Here is a 15,210-nt window from a genome sequence, read left to right as displayed (position 1 = left end):
CCCACCCCCCCCCCCCCCCCCCTCCCCCCCACCTGCCCCCCCCCCCCCCCACCCCCAACCCCCCCCCCCCCCCCCCCCCCCCCCCCCCCCTCCCCCCCCCCCCAACGGCGGCGGCCACATGCACGTGCTCTACGGCTACGACAACACGAACGGCGCGACGACGGTCTACTACGGCGATCCGTGGGGCTCGAGCCCTCGTTACAACCAGATGAGTTACAACGCCTACCGGTCCAACAACTCGTTCACCTGGACCCACACCGTCTACGGGATCAAGGACTGAAACCATGAAGCGAACCTTCCTCGGCGCCACGATCCTCGCCCTCGGACTGGCACTGGCGCTCGGCGGCCAGGCTTCCGCCGCCGACGCCCCCAACGGCGCGCCCACCGCCGCCGACCTCGCCGCGGTGTCCACTGTGGTCACCAGTGACGCGACCACCCAACGGCTCGCCAAGGCGGTGTTCCCCGGCGCCGCCAGGACCAACGCCGCGGACACGGCCATCGCGGCCAGGGCCGCGAAGGCGGATCCGCGGACACAGGTGGCGGTTTACCAGCCGACCGCGGGCTTCATCGCCGGCACGTCCACCGTCCCCGCCGAACTCGCCTATGTCGCCACACCCGCCACCCTCGGCAACGGTGACGCGGCGACCGTGTGGTCGCAGCGCGAGGGCTCGGGCTGGTCGGTCTACAACGTCGCCTCGGGTGACGTCGAAAAGCGCCTCGCGGCGCAGGTCGGCAAGGGCTACCTCCTGAGCGAACCGCAGGCGGGCGCCTGGTACGCCGTCGACGGGGACACCGTGACCGTCCTCGACGGCTCCTCGGTGGCGAAGACCGGCGAGAAGATGACGCTCGCCGCCTACCGCGAGGCCTTGCAGAGCCGCTACGGCGACAAACTGCCGGGCTCGACCTACGACCGCACCGGCGCCGCCGGCGGTTACGGTGCCTCCCCGGTGGGCGACACCTCGGTGCCGTGGTGGCCGTACGCACTCGGCGCGGTCTTCCTCGCCGCGGCGGGCGCGGCCGTCACGCTCCGGCTCCGCAGGCAGTAAGCACGCTGGGTGCCGGGACCGCGCGGGGTCCCGGCACCCCTTGCCCGCTAGGCGAACGTGTAGTCCTCGAGCGGGAAACTCCCGGCCTCCCTGATGGCGTTCAGCGTGGAGGACGGGCGAAGCAGGGTCGCCTCCCCGTGCGGGTTGAAGTAGTAGCTGTTCGCCGGGGCGCAGTTCCCGAGGGCGAAGATCGAGTCGCCGAGGCGTTCGGTCATCCGGTCGAGGAACGCGTCGTTGGCCTCCTGCGTGACCTCGAACTCGGTCGCGCCGCGCCGCCGCATCGCGCCGAAGAGCCGGTCCATATGCCGCATCTGCGTCTCGATGGTGGTGAAATAGGACAGTCCGGAGTAGGAATACGGGCTGTTGAGCGAAACGAAGTTCGGGAACTTGGGGATCGCGACGCCCTCGTAGGCCTGGAACCGGTTCTCCCGCCACCACTTCCCGAGATTCCGGCCGTCGCGCCCGATGATCTCGATCGCCGGGAAGTTCGCCTCCCACAGGTCGAATCCGGTCGCCAGCACGAGGACGTCGATCTCCCGCCGCCCGCCGTCGGTGGTCTCGATCCCGGCCTCGTCGATCTTCGCGATCGACGTCGTCTCCAGGTGCACGTGGTCCTTGGTGAAGGCCGGGTAGTACTCGTTGGAGAACGTCGGACGCTTGCAGCCGAAAGAATAGCGCGGCGTCAGTTCCGCGCGCAGCCGGGGATCCCGCACCTGGCGGCGGAGATGCGCCTGGCACCACAGTTTGCCGAGCCGGTTCGCCATCGGCAGTTGCTTGTAGTGCAGAACCCCGGAGACCATCATCAGTTCCAGCACCGCGGTCCCGGTCAGCCGGGCGGCCCGCTGGGTGAACGGGACGGCGGCGAACGCTCGCCGGACGGCCTTGGGCACCGGGAAGTCCAGTTTCGGGCTCACCCAGATCGGCGTCCGCTGGTACACGGTCAGTTCCCGGGCGAGCTTCGCGATCTCGGGGATCAGCTGGACCGCTGTCGCGCCGGTGCCGATCACCGCCACCCGCTTGCCCGCGAGGTCGTGGTCGTCGTCCCAGGCGGTGGTGTGGATGACCTTGCCGCCGAAGGTGTCGATCCCGGCGATGTCGGGTTTCTTCGGCTGGGAAAGGAATCCCGTCGCGGTGAGGAGGTACTTGGCGGTGACCGGCTCGCCCCCGGCTAGAAAGACCGTCCAGTGCGCGTTCGCCTCGTCCCAGGTCGCGCCGGTGACCGCCGAGCCGAAGCGCATGTATCGCCGCAGCCGGTATTTGTCCGCGACGTGCTCGGCGTACCGCTTGAGTTCCGCGCCCGGAGCGAAGAGACGCGACCAGTGCGGGTTCGGCTCGAACGAGTACGAGTAGGTGGCCGACGGGATGTCGACGGCCAGCCCGGGATAGCGGTTCACATGCCAGGTACCGCCGAGGTCGGACTCGCGTTCGAGGATGAGCAGGTTGTCGTAGCCGAGGCGGTTGAGCTGGATCGCCGCTCCCATCCCGCCGAAACCGGCCCCCACGACGACGGCGTCGTACTGCGCGTTCATGCGTTTTCCTCCCGATGGGTGTCCTGGTGGAGACGGGCGCGGTAGCCGTTCCGCTCCGGTGAATCGGGGCGCAGGGCCCGGTCGTCCCGGATCAGCCGCCGGAAGGCGTTGAGCGCCGGTTCCGGCGTCACGGCCGCGAGGGTGGCCAGCGCGCCGACGTAACCGGGCACCGCGATCTCCGCGGCCCGGGTACGGACCGAAGCCACGACGGCGTCGGCGATCCTCCCCGGTTTCACCTTGGGGATCGGCCGCATGTCGAGCCCTGAGGCGAGCGCGGTGTCGACCGCCGACGGCAGCACGGCGGAGACGCTCACGCCGTGCGGCGCGTACTCCAGCCGCGTCGCCGCGGTCAGGCCGACGACGGCGAATTTACTGGCGTTGTAGATCGCCAGCCCTTTGACCGGAAACTTACCCGCCAGCGACGCGACGTTGACGATGTGCCCGCGTCCGCGCTCCAGCATGCCGGGCAGGGCCAGCCGCATGCCGTGGACGACGCCGAAGACGTTGACCTCCATGGTCGCCCGGTTGAGTGTGTCGGGGAGGTCGAGAAAACCGCCGTTGGGCATGATCCCGGCGTTGTTGACGAGCACCGCGAGCGGTCCGTTCGCCCGTTCGGCGTCGCCGAGGAAAGCGGCGAAGGACGCCAGGTCGGCGACGTCGAGGTGATGGGCTGTCCCGCCGATGTCGGCGGCGGCGCGTTTCGCGGCTTCGAGGTCGAGATCGCCGATGGACACGCGCGCGCCGAGGGCAGCCATGCGTGCCGCGGTCGCGCGGCCGATGCCCTGGCCCGCGCCGGTGATCGCCACGTGTGCGCCGTCGAGTTCCAGATCCGGGTACTTGCTCATGCGCGCACTCCCGCTCGTTCGAAGGCGTCGGCGACCAGACCGGGCGCTGTCCGCGACGCCGTGGCGAGGACACGCTCCCGCCGCCGTCCGTCCATGAAGTTGGCGCCCATGGCGGCGAGATCGGCCGGTCCCGGTTCGATCCGGACCACCCGGACACCGGCCGCGCGCAGCCGTCGCACCTCGTCGTCCACGCGCCTGGTCATCGCCGTCCGCAGCAGACGCTCCAGCCGGGCCGGACCGCGTGCCGGAGCCCCGCCTTCGCTGCTCATCGGCGCGACGAGCACGACCTCGCCGACGTCGTGCCCCAGCAGGAGGTCGGCCGACGTCGGGGAAACCGTCCCGCCGTCGAGCAGCGGCCGTCCGTCCACAACGGACGGCGGAAACCAGCCGGGGATCGCCCACGACGCGGCGATCGCCTCGCCGAGCCGGGCGGGCGGCGCGTCCGGCGAGCCGAGCGCGACCCGCTTCCCCGTCAGGTCCGCGGCCACCAGCCAGGTCGCGGAATGCGGGACCCAGCCGCCGGGCGCCAGCGCGTCCCCGAGCTCGCGGAGCCAGCCGGCGTCGCCCCTGCCACGAGGCAGCAGGCCCGCGAGACCGGCGAGCGTGTCGACGTCCCGGCGCAGCGCGGCCCGGACCAGGCCCGCCGCGGGCCAGCGCGGAGACGGCAACGGCGGGAAGCGGTTCGGTACCCGTCGGACGTGCGCGGCGACGACGGCATCACCACCGGGCGCGCCGGCCACCGCGTCGAAGATCGCCTTCGCCGGGATTCCCGCCCCGAGCATCGCCGCCGCCTCGGCGCCCGCCGAGGTCCCGACCAGGATGTCCGCCTCGCGCGGATCCCAGCCCGCCTCGGCGTGCAGCGCGTCGAGGACCGCGGCCGTCCAGGCGAACCCCGAGGTGCCGCCGCAGCCGAGCACCAGCACCCTAGCGGAATGACATGTCATTTCTGGAACGGTATGTCATTTGAACGCGTCAGGCAATAAGCTGACGGAATGACGACGGAGACCCCGGTCAGCAGGGCCGCACGGAAGAAGCAGGAACTACGGCGCGAGATCGTGGAGACCGCGTTCGACTGTTTCGCCGAACGCGGCTACCACGCGACGGGTATCGCCGACATCGCCGCCCGGCTGGGCATCGGGCACGGCACCTTCTACCGGTACTTCCAGAACAAACGGGACATCGTCGACCACGTCATCACGGACCTGGTCGAGAAGGTGGTCGCCGCGCTGGCCGCGGACAACGCGCCGGACGCGGTCAACAGTCTCGCCGAGTACCGCAAGCAGAGCGCGCGGATCGGTGACGCGCTCGCCCGGATCTTCGGCGGCGACCCGCGGATGGCCCGCTTCCTCCTGCTCGAAGCGGCGGGCATCGACGCCGAGATGCGCGAACGGGTGCTGGATTTCTACGAGACGGCCGCCGAGCTGACCGCCGGCTACCTGCATCACGGCGTCCGCCTCGGCTATCTGCACGAGGATCTGGACGTGGACTCCACCGCCCGCGCGATCAACGGGATGATCCTCGCGTCGATCCTGTCCGAACTGCGCGACCCGTCACCGGAACGGCAGGCCGCGATGAGCCGGGCGGTCCGGCGGGTCATGTACGACGGGATCGCAGCACATCGGTGACCGGCGCGCTTCAGGAGCACCCGCGTGCGACGAGGGCGGATGGCACTCGGCCCGGCGCTGGAACGACCGAACAGGAGAAGGATGACCACGCTCCCCCGCACCGGCCACGCCGTCGCCGCCGACGGGACCCGGCTGGCCTACCAGTGGCAGGGCACGGGCAGGCCGCTCGTGCTGCTGGCCGGGCAGGCGAACGACCACACGTGGTGGGACCGTACGCGCGGGGACTTCCCGAGCACGATCACCATGGACTATCGCGGCACCGGAGCCAGTGACGCGCCCGATTCCGCTTACTCCACACCGGGTTTCGCGGACGACGTGATCGCGGTCCTCGACGCGCTCGACGTCTCCGAGGCGGACGTCTACGGCACCTCGATGGGCGGCCGGGTCGCGCAGTGGGTCGCCGCGCGGTATCCCGAACGCGTGCGGCGGCTCGTCCTCGGCTGCACCTCGCCGGGCGGCGCACACGGTGTCGAGCGGTCGAACGACGTACGGCTGGCGCTGGCCCGGCGGTCCTCTGTGGAGGCACGGGAAACGCTGGAGAATCTCATGTACACACCCGTCTGGCGAGCGGCGAATCCCGGTCCGTACCGGGTACTCGGCGCCCACGGCATACCGCCGCACGCGGTGCGCGGGCATCTCGTCGCGAGCAACACCCACGACGCGTGGGACGTGCTGCCGGAGATCACCGCACCCACGCTGGTCCTGCACGGCGACGACGATCTGCTCGCCCCCGTGGCGAACGCGCCGTTGCTGACGGAACGGATTCCCGACGCGCGAATGCACCTCTTCGCCGGCGCGCGGCACGCCTACTTCGACGAGTGCCGGCCCGCATCGAGCGAGCTGGTGAGCGACTTCCTGGGATAGACCATGCCGCCCGGGTATCGCGTTGGCTCTCGTGGCGACTTTGGTGGTGCGCTTCGGTCCTTTTCGGAGGTTGCGGTTTGCCTGCTCGGGATTCTGTTGTGAGGTGAGGGTTCTTCGCCTCTCTTGTGACACCTGCTCGGGCGAAGGCGCAGCGTTTCAGTGGTGGTCTGCTGCGGCGTTGGGGATGCGGCAGCTGGAACGTCGTTGCCGGATTTCGGCGACGGCTGACCGGATCGGCACATTGTCGCGTTGGGGAGCTCACCGCGCAGGCCGGAGCGTCGCCGGATTTTGACGACGAGACAGAGCAGCTCGTACGCGCACGATTGCAGCACGCAAGGCTCCTGCGAGGACCACCGTCGCCGCGAAAGTCCCAAGGATGGGGCCGTGGCCATATTTCGGCAACGAGACACAGCCGCCGCAGCCTAGACACGCAAGGGTGCAGCCCGCGTTACCTGGCGACCACCGCCGTCGCCGCGAAGACCCGAGAGGAAGCCGAGGCCATATTTCGGCAACGGCTGACCGGTACGGAGGTGTCGTCGCGCTGGGAACTCACGACGAGGCCTGGACCGTAGCCGGATTTCGGCAATACGGGCAGAAGCGCGGCCGCCTGGACGCGGGGTGCAGCGACTGGGACACGGCGACGTCCAAGGCCACCCCGTTTCGAAGCACCATCGCGCTGACGACTCACGGCGAGACCCGGACCATGGCCGCATTTCGGCAACGAGACACAACCGCGCTCGGCAGCAACAGTGGCCGTCTCAAAGACTCCATAAAGCGAAGCGACCACTCGGTCGCAGGACTCTAGATGGCTGTCGCGGAAGGATCCGCACCAGAAGTCCGACCGTTGCCGTTTTCCGTCCACGGTTCAGAACGGTGGTGGTTCTTCGGCCACGCGGGTTCGTGCGGGGGCGGTGGTGAGCTGTCGTGGGTTTGTCTTGTCGGTGTGGTGACCGTGAGGGTGCCGTCCGAGGCGAGCCGGTAGGTCCAGCCGGGTTCGTCTTTGAGCCGGTGGTCGCGGCGAACACAAGAAGGCGGCCACCCGCCAGGCATTGGCGGACGCCGCGCTGAAGTTGTTCCTGGAGCGGGGCTACGACCAGGTGAGCATCCGCGACATCGCCGAGGCCGCCGACGTGTCGACCACGACGTTGTTCAAGCACTTTCCCGGCAAGGAAGCCCTGGTCTTCGACGAGGCCGAAGACCGTGAAACGAACCTGCTCGCCGCCGTGCGGCAACGACCGGAAGAGCAAAGCGTCGAGGCGCTGCGCGAGTACGCGCTCGCCACCTGGCTTCCGCTCACGGCGCACCCCAGTACGTCGGCTTCACCGCACTGGTCAGCGGCACCCCAGCGCTACAGGAGTACGGCGAGCGCATGTGGACCCGGCACGCCAAAGCCCTCGGCGCCGCCATCGCCGAGGACGCCGGCGTGGACTCCGACGACATCGCCTGCCACGCGCTCGCGCGATTCGTGCTGGACATCCCGGCGCTCACCCGGGGCAGGCAGGATCCGCGGAAAGACGTCGAGCGGATTTTCGCCCTGCTCACGCAGGGCTGGCGTTAGTCCTCTTCGGGGCGGGAACCGCGCAGCGAACCTGGATGTGCCTTGGCGGACGGATCCTTGCGGGTCTTGAGCAGGCTCGCCACCGTCACCACGACGAGGATGCCGATGATCACCGCGAGGCTCACGGGCGTCGAGATCTCCGGGACGCTTTCGTCGATGTCCACATGGGCCCAATGCAGGATCAGCTTGATCCCGATGAACCCGAGGATGATCGCGAGCCCGGCGGACAGATACACCAGCCGATCGAGCAGGCCCTTCACCAGGAAGTACAGCGCACGCAGGCCCAGCAGGGCGAAGGCGTTGGCCGCGAAGACCAGGTACGGCTCGTCGGTGACGCCGAAGACCGCGGGGATCGAGTCCAGCGCGAACAGCAGGTCGATTCCGCCGATCGCGAGCAGCACCACCACCAGCGGCGTGCCCACCCGCTTCCCCTCGACGCGGGTGAACAGCTTGCCACCGTCGTATTCGGTGGACAGCGGCAGCAGGCGGCGCGCGGTCCGAACCACCACGTTGTTCTCGACGTCCGGATCCTCGTCGCGGTGCCGGAACAGCTGGATGCCGGTGTAGATCAGCAGTAGTCCGAACAGCAGGAACATGAAGGAGAACAACGAAAGCAGCGTGGCGCCGAGCGCGATGAAGATCGCGCGCATGATCAGCGCGACGACGATGCCGAACGTGAGCACCTTGTGCTGGTGTTCCTCGGGTACCGCGAAGGTCGTCATGATGATCACGAAGACGAAGAGGTTGTCGACCGACAGGCTCTTCTCCACGATGTAACCCGCGAAGTACTGTTGTCCGAAGTCGCCACCGTGCGCGAGCGTCAGCCAGACGCCGAACGCCACCGCGACCAGGATGTAGCCGACCGACCAGGCCACCGCCTCGCCGAAGCCGACCTTGTGCGGCCGCACGGCCGCGAGGACGAGGTCGAGTGCCAGGAGCCCGAGCACCAGCCCGATCGTGACGATCCAGGTGAGGCCATCGATCTGGAGCATCCGCGCCCTGTCTTTCGTCCGACGGCAGGTGAGGAGGATCTTAGGCGCGGCTCGTCTTGTCCGCATTCGCATGACCGGGCGCCGCGTCCAGCAGCGCGGAGAGCACGGTCTTGAGCAGCGGATGGTCCGCGCTCCCCCGCCGGACGGCGGCGAACACGCGGCGCAACGGCGGCTCGCCGCGCAACGGGACGGCGACTGCGCCGGGGACAGCGGCGAAAGCGTTGCGCGGCACCAAAGCCACGCCCTCGCCAGCGGCGACCAGGGTGGTGATCGCGTGGAAATCGTCGGAGACGTGCCGGATCTCCGGATTGGCGCACGCGATCATCAGCACGTCGCGGCACGGGTTGCCGGGTTTCGGCGCGATCCAGTCGTCGTCGGCGAGTTCGTCGATGTCCACTTCAGACGCTTCGGCGAGCCGGTGCCCGGTGGGCAGTACGGCGTCGAACGGCTCCACGTACAGCGGGAACCGGGTGAGCCTGCTTTCATCCGTTCGTGGCGAGAGGCGGTACTCCTCGGTGATCGCCAGGTCGATCTCGCCGTCGAGCAGCAGCGGGATGCTCGCGTGCCCCTCGACGTCCTGCACCTGGATGGAGACGCCGGGCGAACCGGCGCGCAACGAGGCGATCGCCGGTGCGACGACCATCGTGATCGCGGAGGCGAAACTCGCCAGCCGCACCATGCCCTGGACACCGGAATCGAGCGCGGCCAGCGTGGCCCGCGCCCGTTCCAGTTCGGCGGCGACGGCGTTGGCGTGCACCACCATCAGTTCACCGGCGGGGGTCAGCGAAACCCGGCGGCCCCGGCGGCGAAGCAACTGCTGGCCGCACTCGGCTTCGAGGGCGGCCAGCTGTTGGGAGACCGCGGACGGCGTCAGGTGCAGTGCCTGGCCCGCCGCCGTCACGGTGCCGTGGTCGGCGAGGGCGCGCAGTACGCGCAGCCGTCGCGGATCGATCATCCGTCCATCATGGACCTTGCTGTCACGAACGCGTCGACGGCCCGGTCGACCTCGTCGGTCGAGTGCGCCGCCGACATCTGCGTCCGGATCCGGGCCTTACCGTGCGGCACCACCGGATAGGAGAACCCGACCACGTAGATACCCTGGTCGAGCAGCAGATCCGCCATCTTCCCGGCCTTGGCGGCGTCGCCGATCATCACCGGGATGATGGGGTGCTCGCCGGGGAGCAGGTCGAAACCGGCCTCGGTCATCCGGCGCCGGAACAGCTCGGTGTTGGCGCGCAGCTTGCCCAGCAGTTCACTCGACTCGTCCAGCAGCTCCAGCGTGGCGAGCGCGGCCGCGGTGATCGACGGCGCGAGCGAGTTCGAGAACAGGTACGGCCGCGAGCGCTGCCGCAGCATCTCGACGATCTCCGCGCGACCCGAGGTGTAACCGCCGCTCGCGCCGCCGAGCGCCTTGCCGAGGGTGCCGGTGAGCACGTCGACCTTGTCCTGAACGCCGAACAGCTCGGGCGTGCCGCGCCCGGTCGGACCGGTGAAGCCGACGGCGTGCGAATCGTCCACCATCACCAGGGCGTCGTAGCGCTCGGCCAGCGCACAGATCTCGTCGAGCGGCGCGAAGTAGCCGTCCATCGAGAACACGCCGTCGGTGGCGATCATCCGGTACCGCGCACCGGACGCCTCTTTCAGCCGGGCTTCCAGGTCCGCGACGTCGCGGTTGCGGTAGCGCATCCGCTTCGCCTTGCAGAGCCGGACGCCGTCGATGATCGACGCGTGGTTGAGCTCGTCGGAGATGATGACGTCCTGGTCGGTCAGCAACGTCTCGAAGAGCCCGGCGTTGGCGTCGAAACAGGAGCTGTAGAGGATCGTGTCCTCGGTGCCGAGGAACTCGGAGAGCTTCGCCTCGAGTTCCTTGTGCGGCTGCTGGGTCCCGCAGATGAACCGCACCGACGCCATGCCGAAGCCCCAGCGGTCCAGCGCCGTTTGCGCGGCTTCGATCAGCTTGGGATGGTCGGCGAGGCCGAGGTAGTTGTTGGCGCAGAAGTTGAGGACGTCGCCGCCGTCAACACTGACCGAAGCCCGTTGCGGTCCCCGGATCACCCGCTCGCCCTTGTACAGCCCGGCTTCCCGGATCTCGGCGAGCCCGGCCTTGAGGTCGTCGCGTATCGCGCCGTACATCAGTTCTCCGTCCAATCCAGAATGACCTTGCCGCAGCGGCCTTCCCTGGCCGTCGCGAACGCCTTCTCGTACTCGGTGTAGCCGAACCGGTGGGTGATCACCGGCGAGATGTCCAGCCCTGCCTGCAGCAGCACGGACATCGAGTACCACGTCTCGAACATCTCGCGCCCGTAGATCCCCTTGATCTGGATCATCTTCAGCACGACGGCGGCGATGTCGACCGACACGTCGGAGGCGGGAAGGCCGAGCAGCGCGACACGGCCGCCGTGGGACATGTTCGCGATCATGTCGCGCAGCGCCTCGGGCCGCCCGCTCATCTCCATGCCGACGTCGAAACCCTCGGCCATGCCGAGGCGTTCCTGCGCGTCGGCGATGGTCCCGGCGGAGACGTCCAGCGCGAGGTCGACGCCGACCTTGCGGGCCAGTTCCAGGCGGTGCCCGCTGACGTCGGTGACGACGACGTTGCGCGCGCCCGCGTGGCGCGCGATGGCGGCGGCCATGATGCCGATCGGGCCGGCGCCGGTGACCAGCACGTCCTCGCCGATGACCGGGAAGGACAGCGCGGTGTGCACGGCGTTGCCGAGCGGATCGAAGATCGCGGCGATGTCGAGGTCGACCTTGGTGCGGTGCACCCAGGCGTTCTGCTCGGGCAGGACGGCGTACTGCGCGAAGGCACCATCGGTGTGCACGCCGAGGCCCTTGGTCCTGGCGCACAGATGCCGTCGCCCGGCCTTGCAGTTGCGGCAGCTTCCGCAGACCAGATGGCCCTCGCCGCTGACCAGGTCGCCCACCTTGACCGTCGTCACCGACCGGCCGATCTCGACCACCTCGCCGACGAACTCGTGCCCGATGACCAGTGGCGCGGCGATGGTGCGCGCCGCCCAGTCGTCCCAGGAGTCGATGTGCAGATCGGTGCCGCAGATCCCGGCCCGCAGCACGCGGACGGCGACGTCGCCGGGGCCGACGGCGGGGTCCGGCACGTCGGTGAGTTCCAGCCCGGGTGCTCGGTCGGCTTTGACCAATGCCTTCATGGCGCGAAGTCTGGTCCGCCTGTGCTGTTCGGTCCATCGCGAGTTTCTGAAATCCCTCGTTAGCGTGTCTTCACAAGGAGCCGGGCACCCGGACGGATGCGAAGTCCTGCCGCAGTACGACTTCGAAGCGACGAGATCAACAGCGAGATGCCATCGGGAGTCCGCGCCGTCTCCGCCTGAGCGGATCAGCCGGGGACCGGCGCGCCCTCCCCCGCGATCCGCAACGCCTCCACCAGTTCGCGGTACAGCGTGTCGGTGGCGAGCAACTGTTCGTGGCTGCCGCTCGCCCGCACGCGACCGTCCTCCATCACCACGATGGTGTCCGCGTCGATCACCGTGGACAGCCGGTGCGCCACGGTGACCACGGCCCCTTCACGCGCCAGGCGCCGGATGCAGTCGTGGATCGCGCTCTCGGTCCGGCCGTCGACCTGCGCGGTCGCCTCGTCCAGCAGCACCACGTCCGGCGTGCGCAGGATCGCCCTTGCCAGCGCGATCCGCTGACGTTCCCCGCCGGAGACCGACGTCGACGAAAGCGGGGTGTCCAGTCCGTCGTCGAGTGCGGCGATCTTGTCGCTCAACCGGACTTCGCCGATCGCCCGCCGCACCTCCTCCTCGGTCGCGTCGGGGTGGGTGAAGAGCAGGTTCTCCCCGATCGTCCCCGGCACGATCGGTGTCTCCTGCTCGACGTAGGCCAGCCGTGCCCGCACATCCGCGTACGGCAGGTCCGCGTACTCACGCCCGTCCAGCAGCAGTGAACCCGACTGTGGTTGTACGAACCGCATGATCAACGACAGCATCGTCGTCTTGCCCGCACCGGACGGCCCGACGATCGCGGTGTGTCCGCGCCTCGGGATCCTCAGCGACACCTCCCGCAGCGCCGGATCGCCGCCGTAACCGGCGGTCACCCCGCGCAGTTCCAGTACCGGGCCCTCCCGCCCGTCCGCGGTTTCCGGCGCCGTGGCCACCGTGTCCTCTTCGATCTCCAGCGCGTCCATCTCCCGGATCCGCCCCGCCGCCGCGAGGCCCGCCTGCAACGTGGTCATGTTCTGGCTCAGTTCCGTGATCGGCTCCATCAGCGCGAACGCGTACAGCAGGAACGCGATGAGGCTCGACACCTCGAGCAGGCCCGCGTCGACGCGCCAGGCGCCGAGGCCGAGGATCACCAGGGTCGCGCCCTGGATGCCGGTCCACGCCACCACCCAGGCGACGGCCTCCCGCCGCACCGCGCGGACGCCGTGCACGGTGGCGGCCTCGGCGTCGACCAGGATCCGCTCGGACTGCCGGTCTTCGGCGCGACTGGCTTTCACCGTGCGGATCGCCCGCAGCGCGCCCTCGAGAACGCCACCGAGACGGCCCACCCGGTCCTGCGCCTTCTCCTGTTCCTTCGCGATGGCGGGCATGAGCCACGCGAACAGCGCGATCACCACCACCACGGCCGCCACCGTCGTCGCCAGCAGCACCGGGTCGAGCACGCTCATCAGCACCAAGGTGCCGATGAGCATCACGACGCCGTTGATCAGCCCGATCACGCTGGACGACGCCGCTTCGCGCAGCAGCACGGTGTCCGAGGTGACGCGGGTGACCAGTTCCCCCGTCGGCCGTTTGGTGATCGCCGGGATCGTCGCGCGGAAGAACCGCCGCACCATCGATTCCCTGGCGCGCAGCACCACCCGCTCGCCGACCGTGCCGAGCAGGATCCATTGCGTCAGCCAGATCACCGAGCCGACCAGCATCAGGCCGAGCAGCGCCAGCACGGGCCCGGCCAGCGACGCTGACGAGCCCAGCGAGTCGAGCACCCACTTCGTGACCATGGGCGTGGCGAGACCGGCCGCGGAGCCGAGCAGGGCGAGTACCAGGCCAATCGCGAGTGCCCCCTTGTGCGGTCGCGCGAACGACCACAACACCTTCAATCGTGGAGTATCCATGGTTCTGAATGGAACACGAGTGTTCCAAAATCGTCAATCGAGTTCCATATCGGAGAGCGAGGTACGGTACCGGTATGAGTGAGGGTGTGGCCACCGAGACGGGTGTCCGGGCGAGGACCCGACGCGCGATCCTGGACGCGGCCATCGAGAAACTGACGAAGCAACCGAGCGCCACGCTGGCCGACATCGCGGCGGCCGCGAACGTCGGGCGCACCACGGTGCACCGGTATTTCGCGGAGCGCTCCGACCTCATAGACGCCATCAGCCACGACGCCCTCGACAAGGTCTCCCAAGGCACGCGGCGGGCACGGCTCGACGAAGGCCCGGCCCCGGCCGCGCTGGCGAGGTTGTGCCAGGAGTACTTCGAGTTCGGCGACGTCTTCCAGTTGCTCTTCACCATGCCGGATCTCGTGACCCGCCCCGAATGGCAGGACGAGAGCGAAGACGACCGGTCGCTGCTGAGGCTGATCGAGCGCGGGCACGCCGAGGGCACGATCGACCCGGCGATGTCGAAGGAATGGCTGCTGCAACTGCTGTGGGCCCTGCTCTACACGGGGTGGGAAGCGGTGCAGGATGGGAAGACACCGAAGCACGAAGCACTCAGCTTGTGCCTGCGCAGCCTGGAAAAGGTCATCGCGGTCGGCTGAAGTCCTACGAAGTGATGACGCGGAGTCGCGCCGCTTCGAAGATCCTTGCCCGGTGATGGAACAAACCGACGCGCGCCCGAACGTCGCCAGGGTCGCCCTCATCGGCGGACTCCTGGTCTTCCTCGCGGCACCCGCGCTGTTGCTGGCGACCGCGAACGACACGATCCAGCCGTCCGCGGATACGGACAAACGGCTTTCCCTTTGGGGCGCGGTGATTCCCGCACTGGCAGGAATCCTGCTGGTCCGCGCGATCCCGCTCCGCGCGCCATCGTTGCCCGCCGAGGTGGACGACCGCCGCGCCCTGCGCCGTCAAGCAGGTTCCTTGGCGCTCATCGCTTTTGTGTGGCCGCTGGCGTTGTTCCTCGTGTCGATGACGGGACAGCAGACGCTCGTCCGCGACATCTGGGGCCTCGCCAAGCCGCTCGTGTTCCTCGTTCTGCCGCTGATTCTCCTGCGAATCCTGCGCCCGCAAGGGAAACCGGATCCGTTCCGGCTCACGTGGCGGCCCCGGCAGACGTGGCAATGGCTCGCGCCGATTCCCGCGGTACTCGTATTCGGCTGGCTCTACGTCCTCGGCCCGTTCGCGCCGCCGCTGCCGACCGCGGAGGACTACCCGGATCCGGTGTACCTGGCGGTGGTCGCGACACTGACCTTCTTCACCGCGAACGTGCTCGAAGAAGTCTTCTTCCGCGGCATGCTGCAGACCCGGCTGGAGGCGCTTTTCGGGCGGTGGCCAGGAATCCTGCTGGCGTCGCTGCTGTTCGCGTGGCTCCACCTGCCGACGCACGGGCAGGGGTCACTCCCACTCACCCTGGGCGCGATCGTGGCCTTCCAAGGGTTCTTCGGCCTGTTCACCGGCTACCTGTGGTCGCGCTACCGCAACCTGTGGGCACCGATCGCCGCGCACACCGCGATGAACACGGTGCCCCTGCTGCTGATGTGACGCTTCCCGAGTCCGTGAAGGCCTCCTTGAGGGACTCTGGGTCCCTCAAGGAGGCCTTCACGGACCGGTGAG

The 15,210-nt window shown here is 69.0% G+C and carries 14 protein-coding genes and 2 pseudogenes; 7 read left to right on the top strand and 9 right to left on the bottom strand.

The genetic code is table 11. The features are described from left to right. Positions 1-100 precede the first annotated feature (100 nt). Positions 101-280 (top strand): annotated as a pseudogene (locus ACZ6DT_RS34380) (papain-like cysteine protease family protein); the annotation flags it as partial. 4 nt (positions 281-284) lie between these two features. After that, entirely contained in the window at positions 285-1,046 is a 762-nt protein-coding gene (locus ACZ6DT_RS34375) for a hypothetical protein (protein WP_465603094.1), read from the top strand. Between the two features lie 47 nt (positions 1,047-1,093). Here ACZ6DT_RS34375 and ACZ6DT_RS34370 read toward each other — a convergent pair whose 3' ends face one another. Genes ACZ6DT_RS34370 through ACZ6DT_RS34360 form a run of 3 tightly spaced genes read right to left on the bottom strand, consistent with a single transcriptional unit; the run spans position 1,094 to position 4,364 of the window. Beyond that, positions 1,094-2,575 carry a flavin-containing monooxygenase gene (locus ACZ6DT_RS34370; protein WP_465603092.1) on the bottom strand — a complete coding sequence of 494 codons (1,482 nt, stop codon included), beginning with the start codon at positions 2,573-2,575 and terminating at the stop codon, positions 1,094-1,096. After that, positions 2,572-3,420: an SDR family oxidoreductase gene (locus ACZ6DT_RS34365; RefSeq protein ID WP_465603091.1), complete on the bottom strand. Its 849-nt coding sequence runs from the start codon at positions 3,418-3,420 to the stop codon at positions 2,572-2,574. Before ACZ6DT_RS34365 ends, ACZ6DT_RS34370 begins: the two co-directional genes overlap by 4 nt. Next, entirely contained in the window at positions 3,417-4,364 is a 948-nt protein-coding gene (locus ACZ6DT_RS34360; RefSeq protein ID WP_465603090.1) for a patatin-like phospholipase family protein, read from the bottom strand. Before ACZ6DT_RS34360 ends, ACZ6DT_RS34365 begins: the two co-directional genes overlap by 4 nt. 48 nt (positions 4,365-4,412) lie before the next feature. Between ACZ6DT_RS34360 and ACZ6DT_RS34355 the strand changes: the two genes are divergently transcribed. After that, positions 4,413-5,045 carry a TetR/AcrR family transcriptional regulator gene (locus ACZ6DT_RS34355; RefSeq protein WP_465603089.1) on the top strand — a complete coding sequence of 211 codons (633 nt, stop codon included), beginning with the start codon at positions 4,413-4,415 and terminating at the stop codon, positions 5,043-5,045. Between the two features lie 81 nt (positions 5,046-5,126). Then, a complete protein-coding gene (locus tag ACZ6DT_RS34350) occupies positions 5,127-5,909 on the top strand; it encodes an alpha/beta fold hydrolase (RefSeq protein ID WP_465603088.1) in 783 nt (260 codons plus the stop codon). An 865-nt stretch (positions 5,910-6,774) separates the two neighbouring features. Here the strand turns inward: ACZ6DT_RS34350 and ACZ6DT_RS34345 are convergent. Beyond that, positions 6,775-6,929 (bottom strand): annotated as a pseudogene (locus tag ACZ6DT_RS34345) (HNH endonuclease); the annotation flags it as partial. Between the two features lie 349 nt (positions 6,930-7,278). On the opposite strand from ACZ6DT_RS34345, the gene ACZ6DT_RS34340 reads away from it, so the two are divergent. After that, on the top strand, positions 7,279-7,467 hold the full coding sequence (locus ACZ6DT_RS34340; RefSeq protein ID WP_465603168.1) for a hypothetical protein: 189 nt from the start codon (positions 7,279-7,281) through the stop codon (positions 7,465-7,467). Here ACZ6DT_RS34340 and ACZ6DT_RS34335 read toward each other — a convergent pair. From ACZ6DT_RS34335 to ACZ6DT_RS34315, 5 genes are all read right to left on the bottom strand, one after another. After that, positions 7,464-8,459 carry a TerC/Alx family metal homeostasis membrane protein gene (locus ACZ6DT_RS34335; protein WP_465603086.1) on the bottom strand — a complete coding sequence of 332 codons (996 nt, stop codon included), beginning with the start codon at positions 8,457-8,459 and terminating at the stop codon, positions 7,464-7,466. The genes ACZ6DT_RS34340 and ACZ6DT_RS34335 overlap by 4 nt on opposite strands. A gap of 40 nt (positions 8,460-8,499) precedes the next feature. Beyond that, positions 8,500-9,414: a LysR family transcriptional regulator gene (locus ACZ6DT_RS34330; protein WP_465603084.1), complete on the bottom strand. Its 915-nt coding sequence runs from the start codon at positions 9,412-9,414 to the stop codon at positions 8,500-8,502. Next, on the bottom strand, positions 9,411-10,592 hold the full coding sequence (locus tag ACZ6DT_RS34325) for a glycine C-acetyltransferase (protein WP_465603082.1): 1,182 nt from the start codon (positions 10,590-10,592) through the stop codon (positions 9,411-9,413). The genes ACZ6DT_RS34330 and ACZ6DT_RS34325 overlap by 4 nt, the downstream gene beginning before the upstream one ends. Further along, entirely contained in the window at positions 10,592-11,623 is a 1,032-nt protein-coding gene (tdh, locus tag ACZ6DT_RS34320) for an L-threonine 3-dehydrogenase (protein WP_465603081.1), read from the bottom strand. The genes ACZ6DT_RS34325 and tdh overlap by 1 nt, the downstream gene beginning before the upstream one ends. Positions 11,624-11,808: 185 nt before the next feature. After that, positions 11,809-13,548: an ABC transporter ATP-binding protein gene (locus ACZ6DT_RS34315; protein WP_465603079.1), complete on the bottom strand. Its 1,740-nt coding sequence runs from the start codon at positions 13,546-13,548 to the stop codon at positions 11,809-11,811. A gap of 74 nt (positions 13,549-13,622) precedes the next feature. On the opposite strand from ACZ6DT_RS34315, the gene ACZ6DT_RS34310 reads away from it, so the two are divergent. Beyond that, positions 13,623-14,195 (top strand): TetR/AcrR family transcriptional regulator, encoded by a 573-nt coding sequence (locus ACZ6DT_RS34310; RefSeq protein WP_465603078.1) that lies wholly within the window; start codon positions 13,623-13,625, stop codon positions 14,193-14,195. Positions 14,196-14,250: 55 nt separating this feature from the next. After that, positions 14,251-15,138, top strand: coding sequence for a lysostaphin resistance A-like protein (locus ACZ6DT_RS34305; RefSeq protein WP_465603162.1), 888 nt, complete (start codon positions 14,251-14,253; stop codon positions 15,136-15,138). The last annotated feature ends 72 nt before the right edge of the window (positions 15,139-15,210 follow it).

The sequence above is a fragment of the Amycolatopsis sp. NPDC041971 genome (assembly GCF_055588925.1).
Note: the sequence above shows the minus strand (reverse complement) of the source record. Positions and strands in the feature narration are given on the sequence as shown.

Excerpts from the sequence above, each read along its gene's own strand:
- ACZ6DT_RS34375 (WP_465603094.1), top strand. The coding sequence starts at position 285 with ATGAAGCGAACCTTCCTCGGCGCCACGATCCTCGCCCTCGGACTGGCA.
- ACZ6DT_RS34370 (WP_465603092.1), bottom strand. The coding sequence starts at position 2,575 with ATGAACGCGCAGTACGACGCCGTCGTCGTGGGGGCCGGTTTCGGCGGG.
- ACZ6DT_RS34365 (WP_465603091.1), bottom strand. The coding sequence starts at position 3,420 with ATGAGCAAGTACCCGGATCTGGAACTCGACGGCGCACACGTGGCGATC.
- ACZ6DT_RS34360 (WP_465603090.1), bottom strand. The coding sequence starts at position 4,364 with ATGACATGTCATTCCGCTAGGGTGCTGGTGCTCGGCTGCGGCGGCACC.
- ACZ6DT_RS34355 (WP_465603089.1), top strand. The coding sequence starts at position 4,413 with ATGACGACGGAGACCCCGGTCAGCAGGGCCGCACGGAAGAAGCAGGAA.
- ACZ6DT_RS34350 (WP_465603088.1), top strand. The coding sequence starts at position 5,127 with ATGACCACGCTCCCCCGCACCGGCCACGCCGTCGCCGCCGACGGGACC.
- ACZ6DT_RS34340 (WP_465603168.1), top strand. The coding sequence starts at position 7,279 with ATGTGGACCCGGCACGCCAAAGCCCTCGGCGCCGCCATCGCCGAGGAC.
- ACZ6DT_RS34335 (WP_465603086.1), bottom strand. The coding sequence starts at position 8,459 with ATGCTCCAGATCGATGGCCTCACCTGGATCGTCACGATCGGGCTGGTG.
- ACZ6DT_RS34330 (WP_465603084.1), bottom strand. The coding sequence starts at position 9,414 with ATGATCGATCCGCGACGGCTGCGCGTACTGCGCGCCCTCGCCGACCAC.
- ACZ6DT_RS34325 (WP_465603082.1), bottom strand. The coding sequence starts at position 10,592 with ATGTACGGCGCGATACGCGACGACCTCAAGGCCGGGCTCGCCGAGATC.
- tdh (WP_465603081.1), bottom strand. The coding sequence starts at position 11,623 with ATGAAGGCATTGGTCAAAGCCGACCGAGCACCCGGGCTGGAACTCACC.
- ACZ6DT_RS34315 (WP_465603079.1), bottom strand. The coding sequence starts at position 13,548 with ATGGATACTCCACGATTGAAGGTGTTGTGGTCGTTCGCGCGACCGCAC.
- ACZ6DT_RS34310 (WP_465603078.1), top strand. The coding sequence starts at position 13,623 with ATGAGTGAGGGTGTGGCCACCGAGACGGGTGTCCGGGCGAGGACCCGA.
- ACZ6DT_RS34305 (WP_465603162.1), top strand. The coding sequence starts at position 14,251 with ATGGAACAAACCGACGCGCGCCCGAACGTCGCCAGGGTCGCCCTCATC.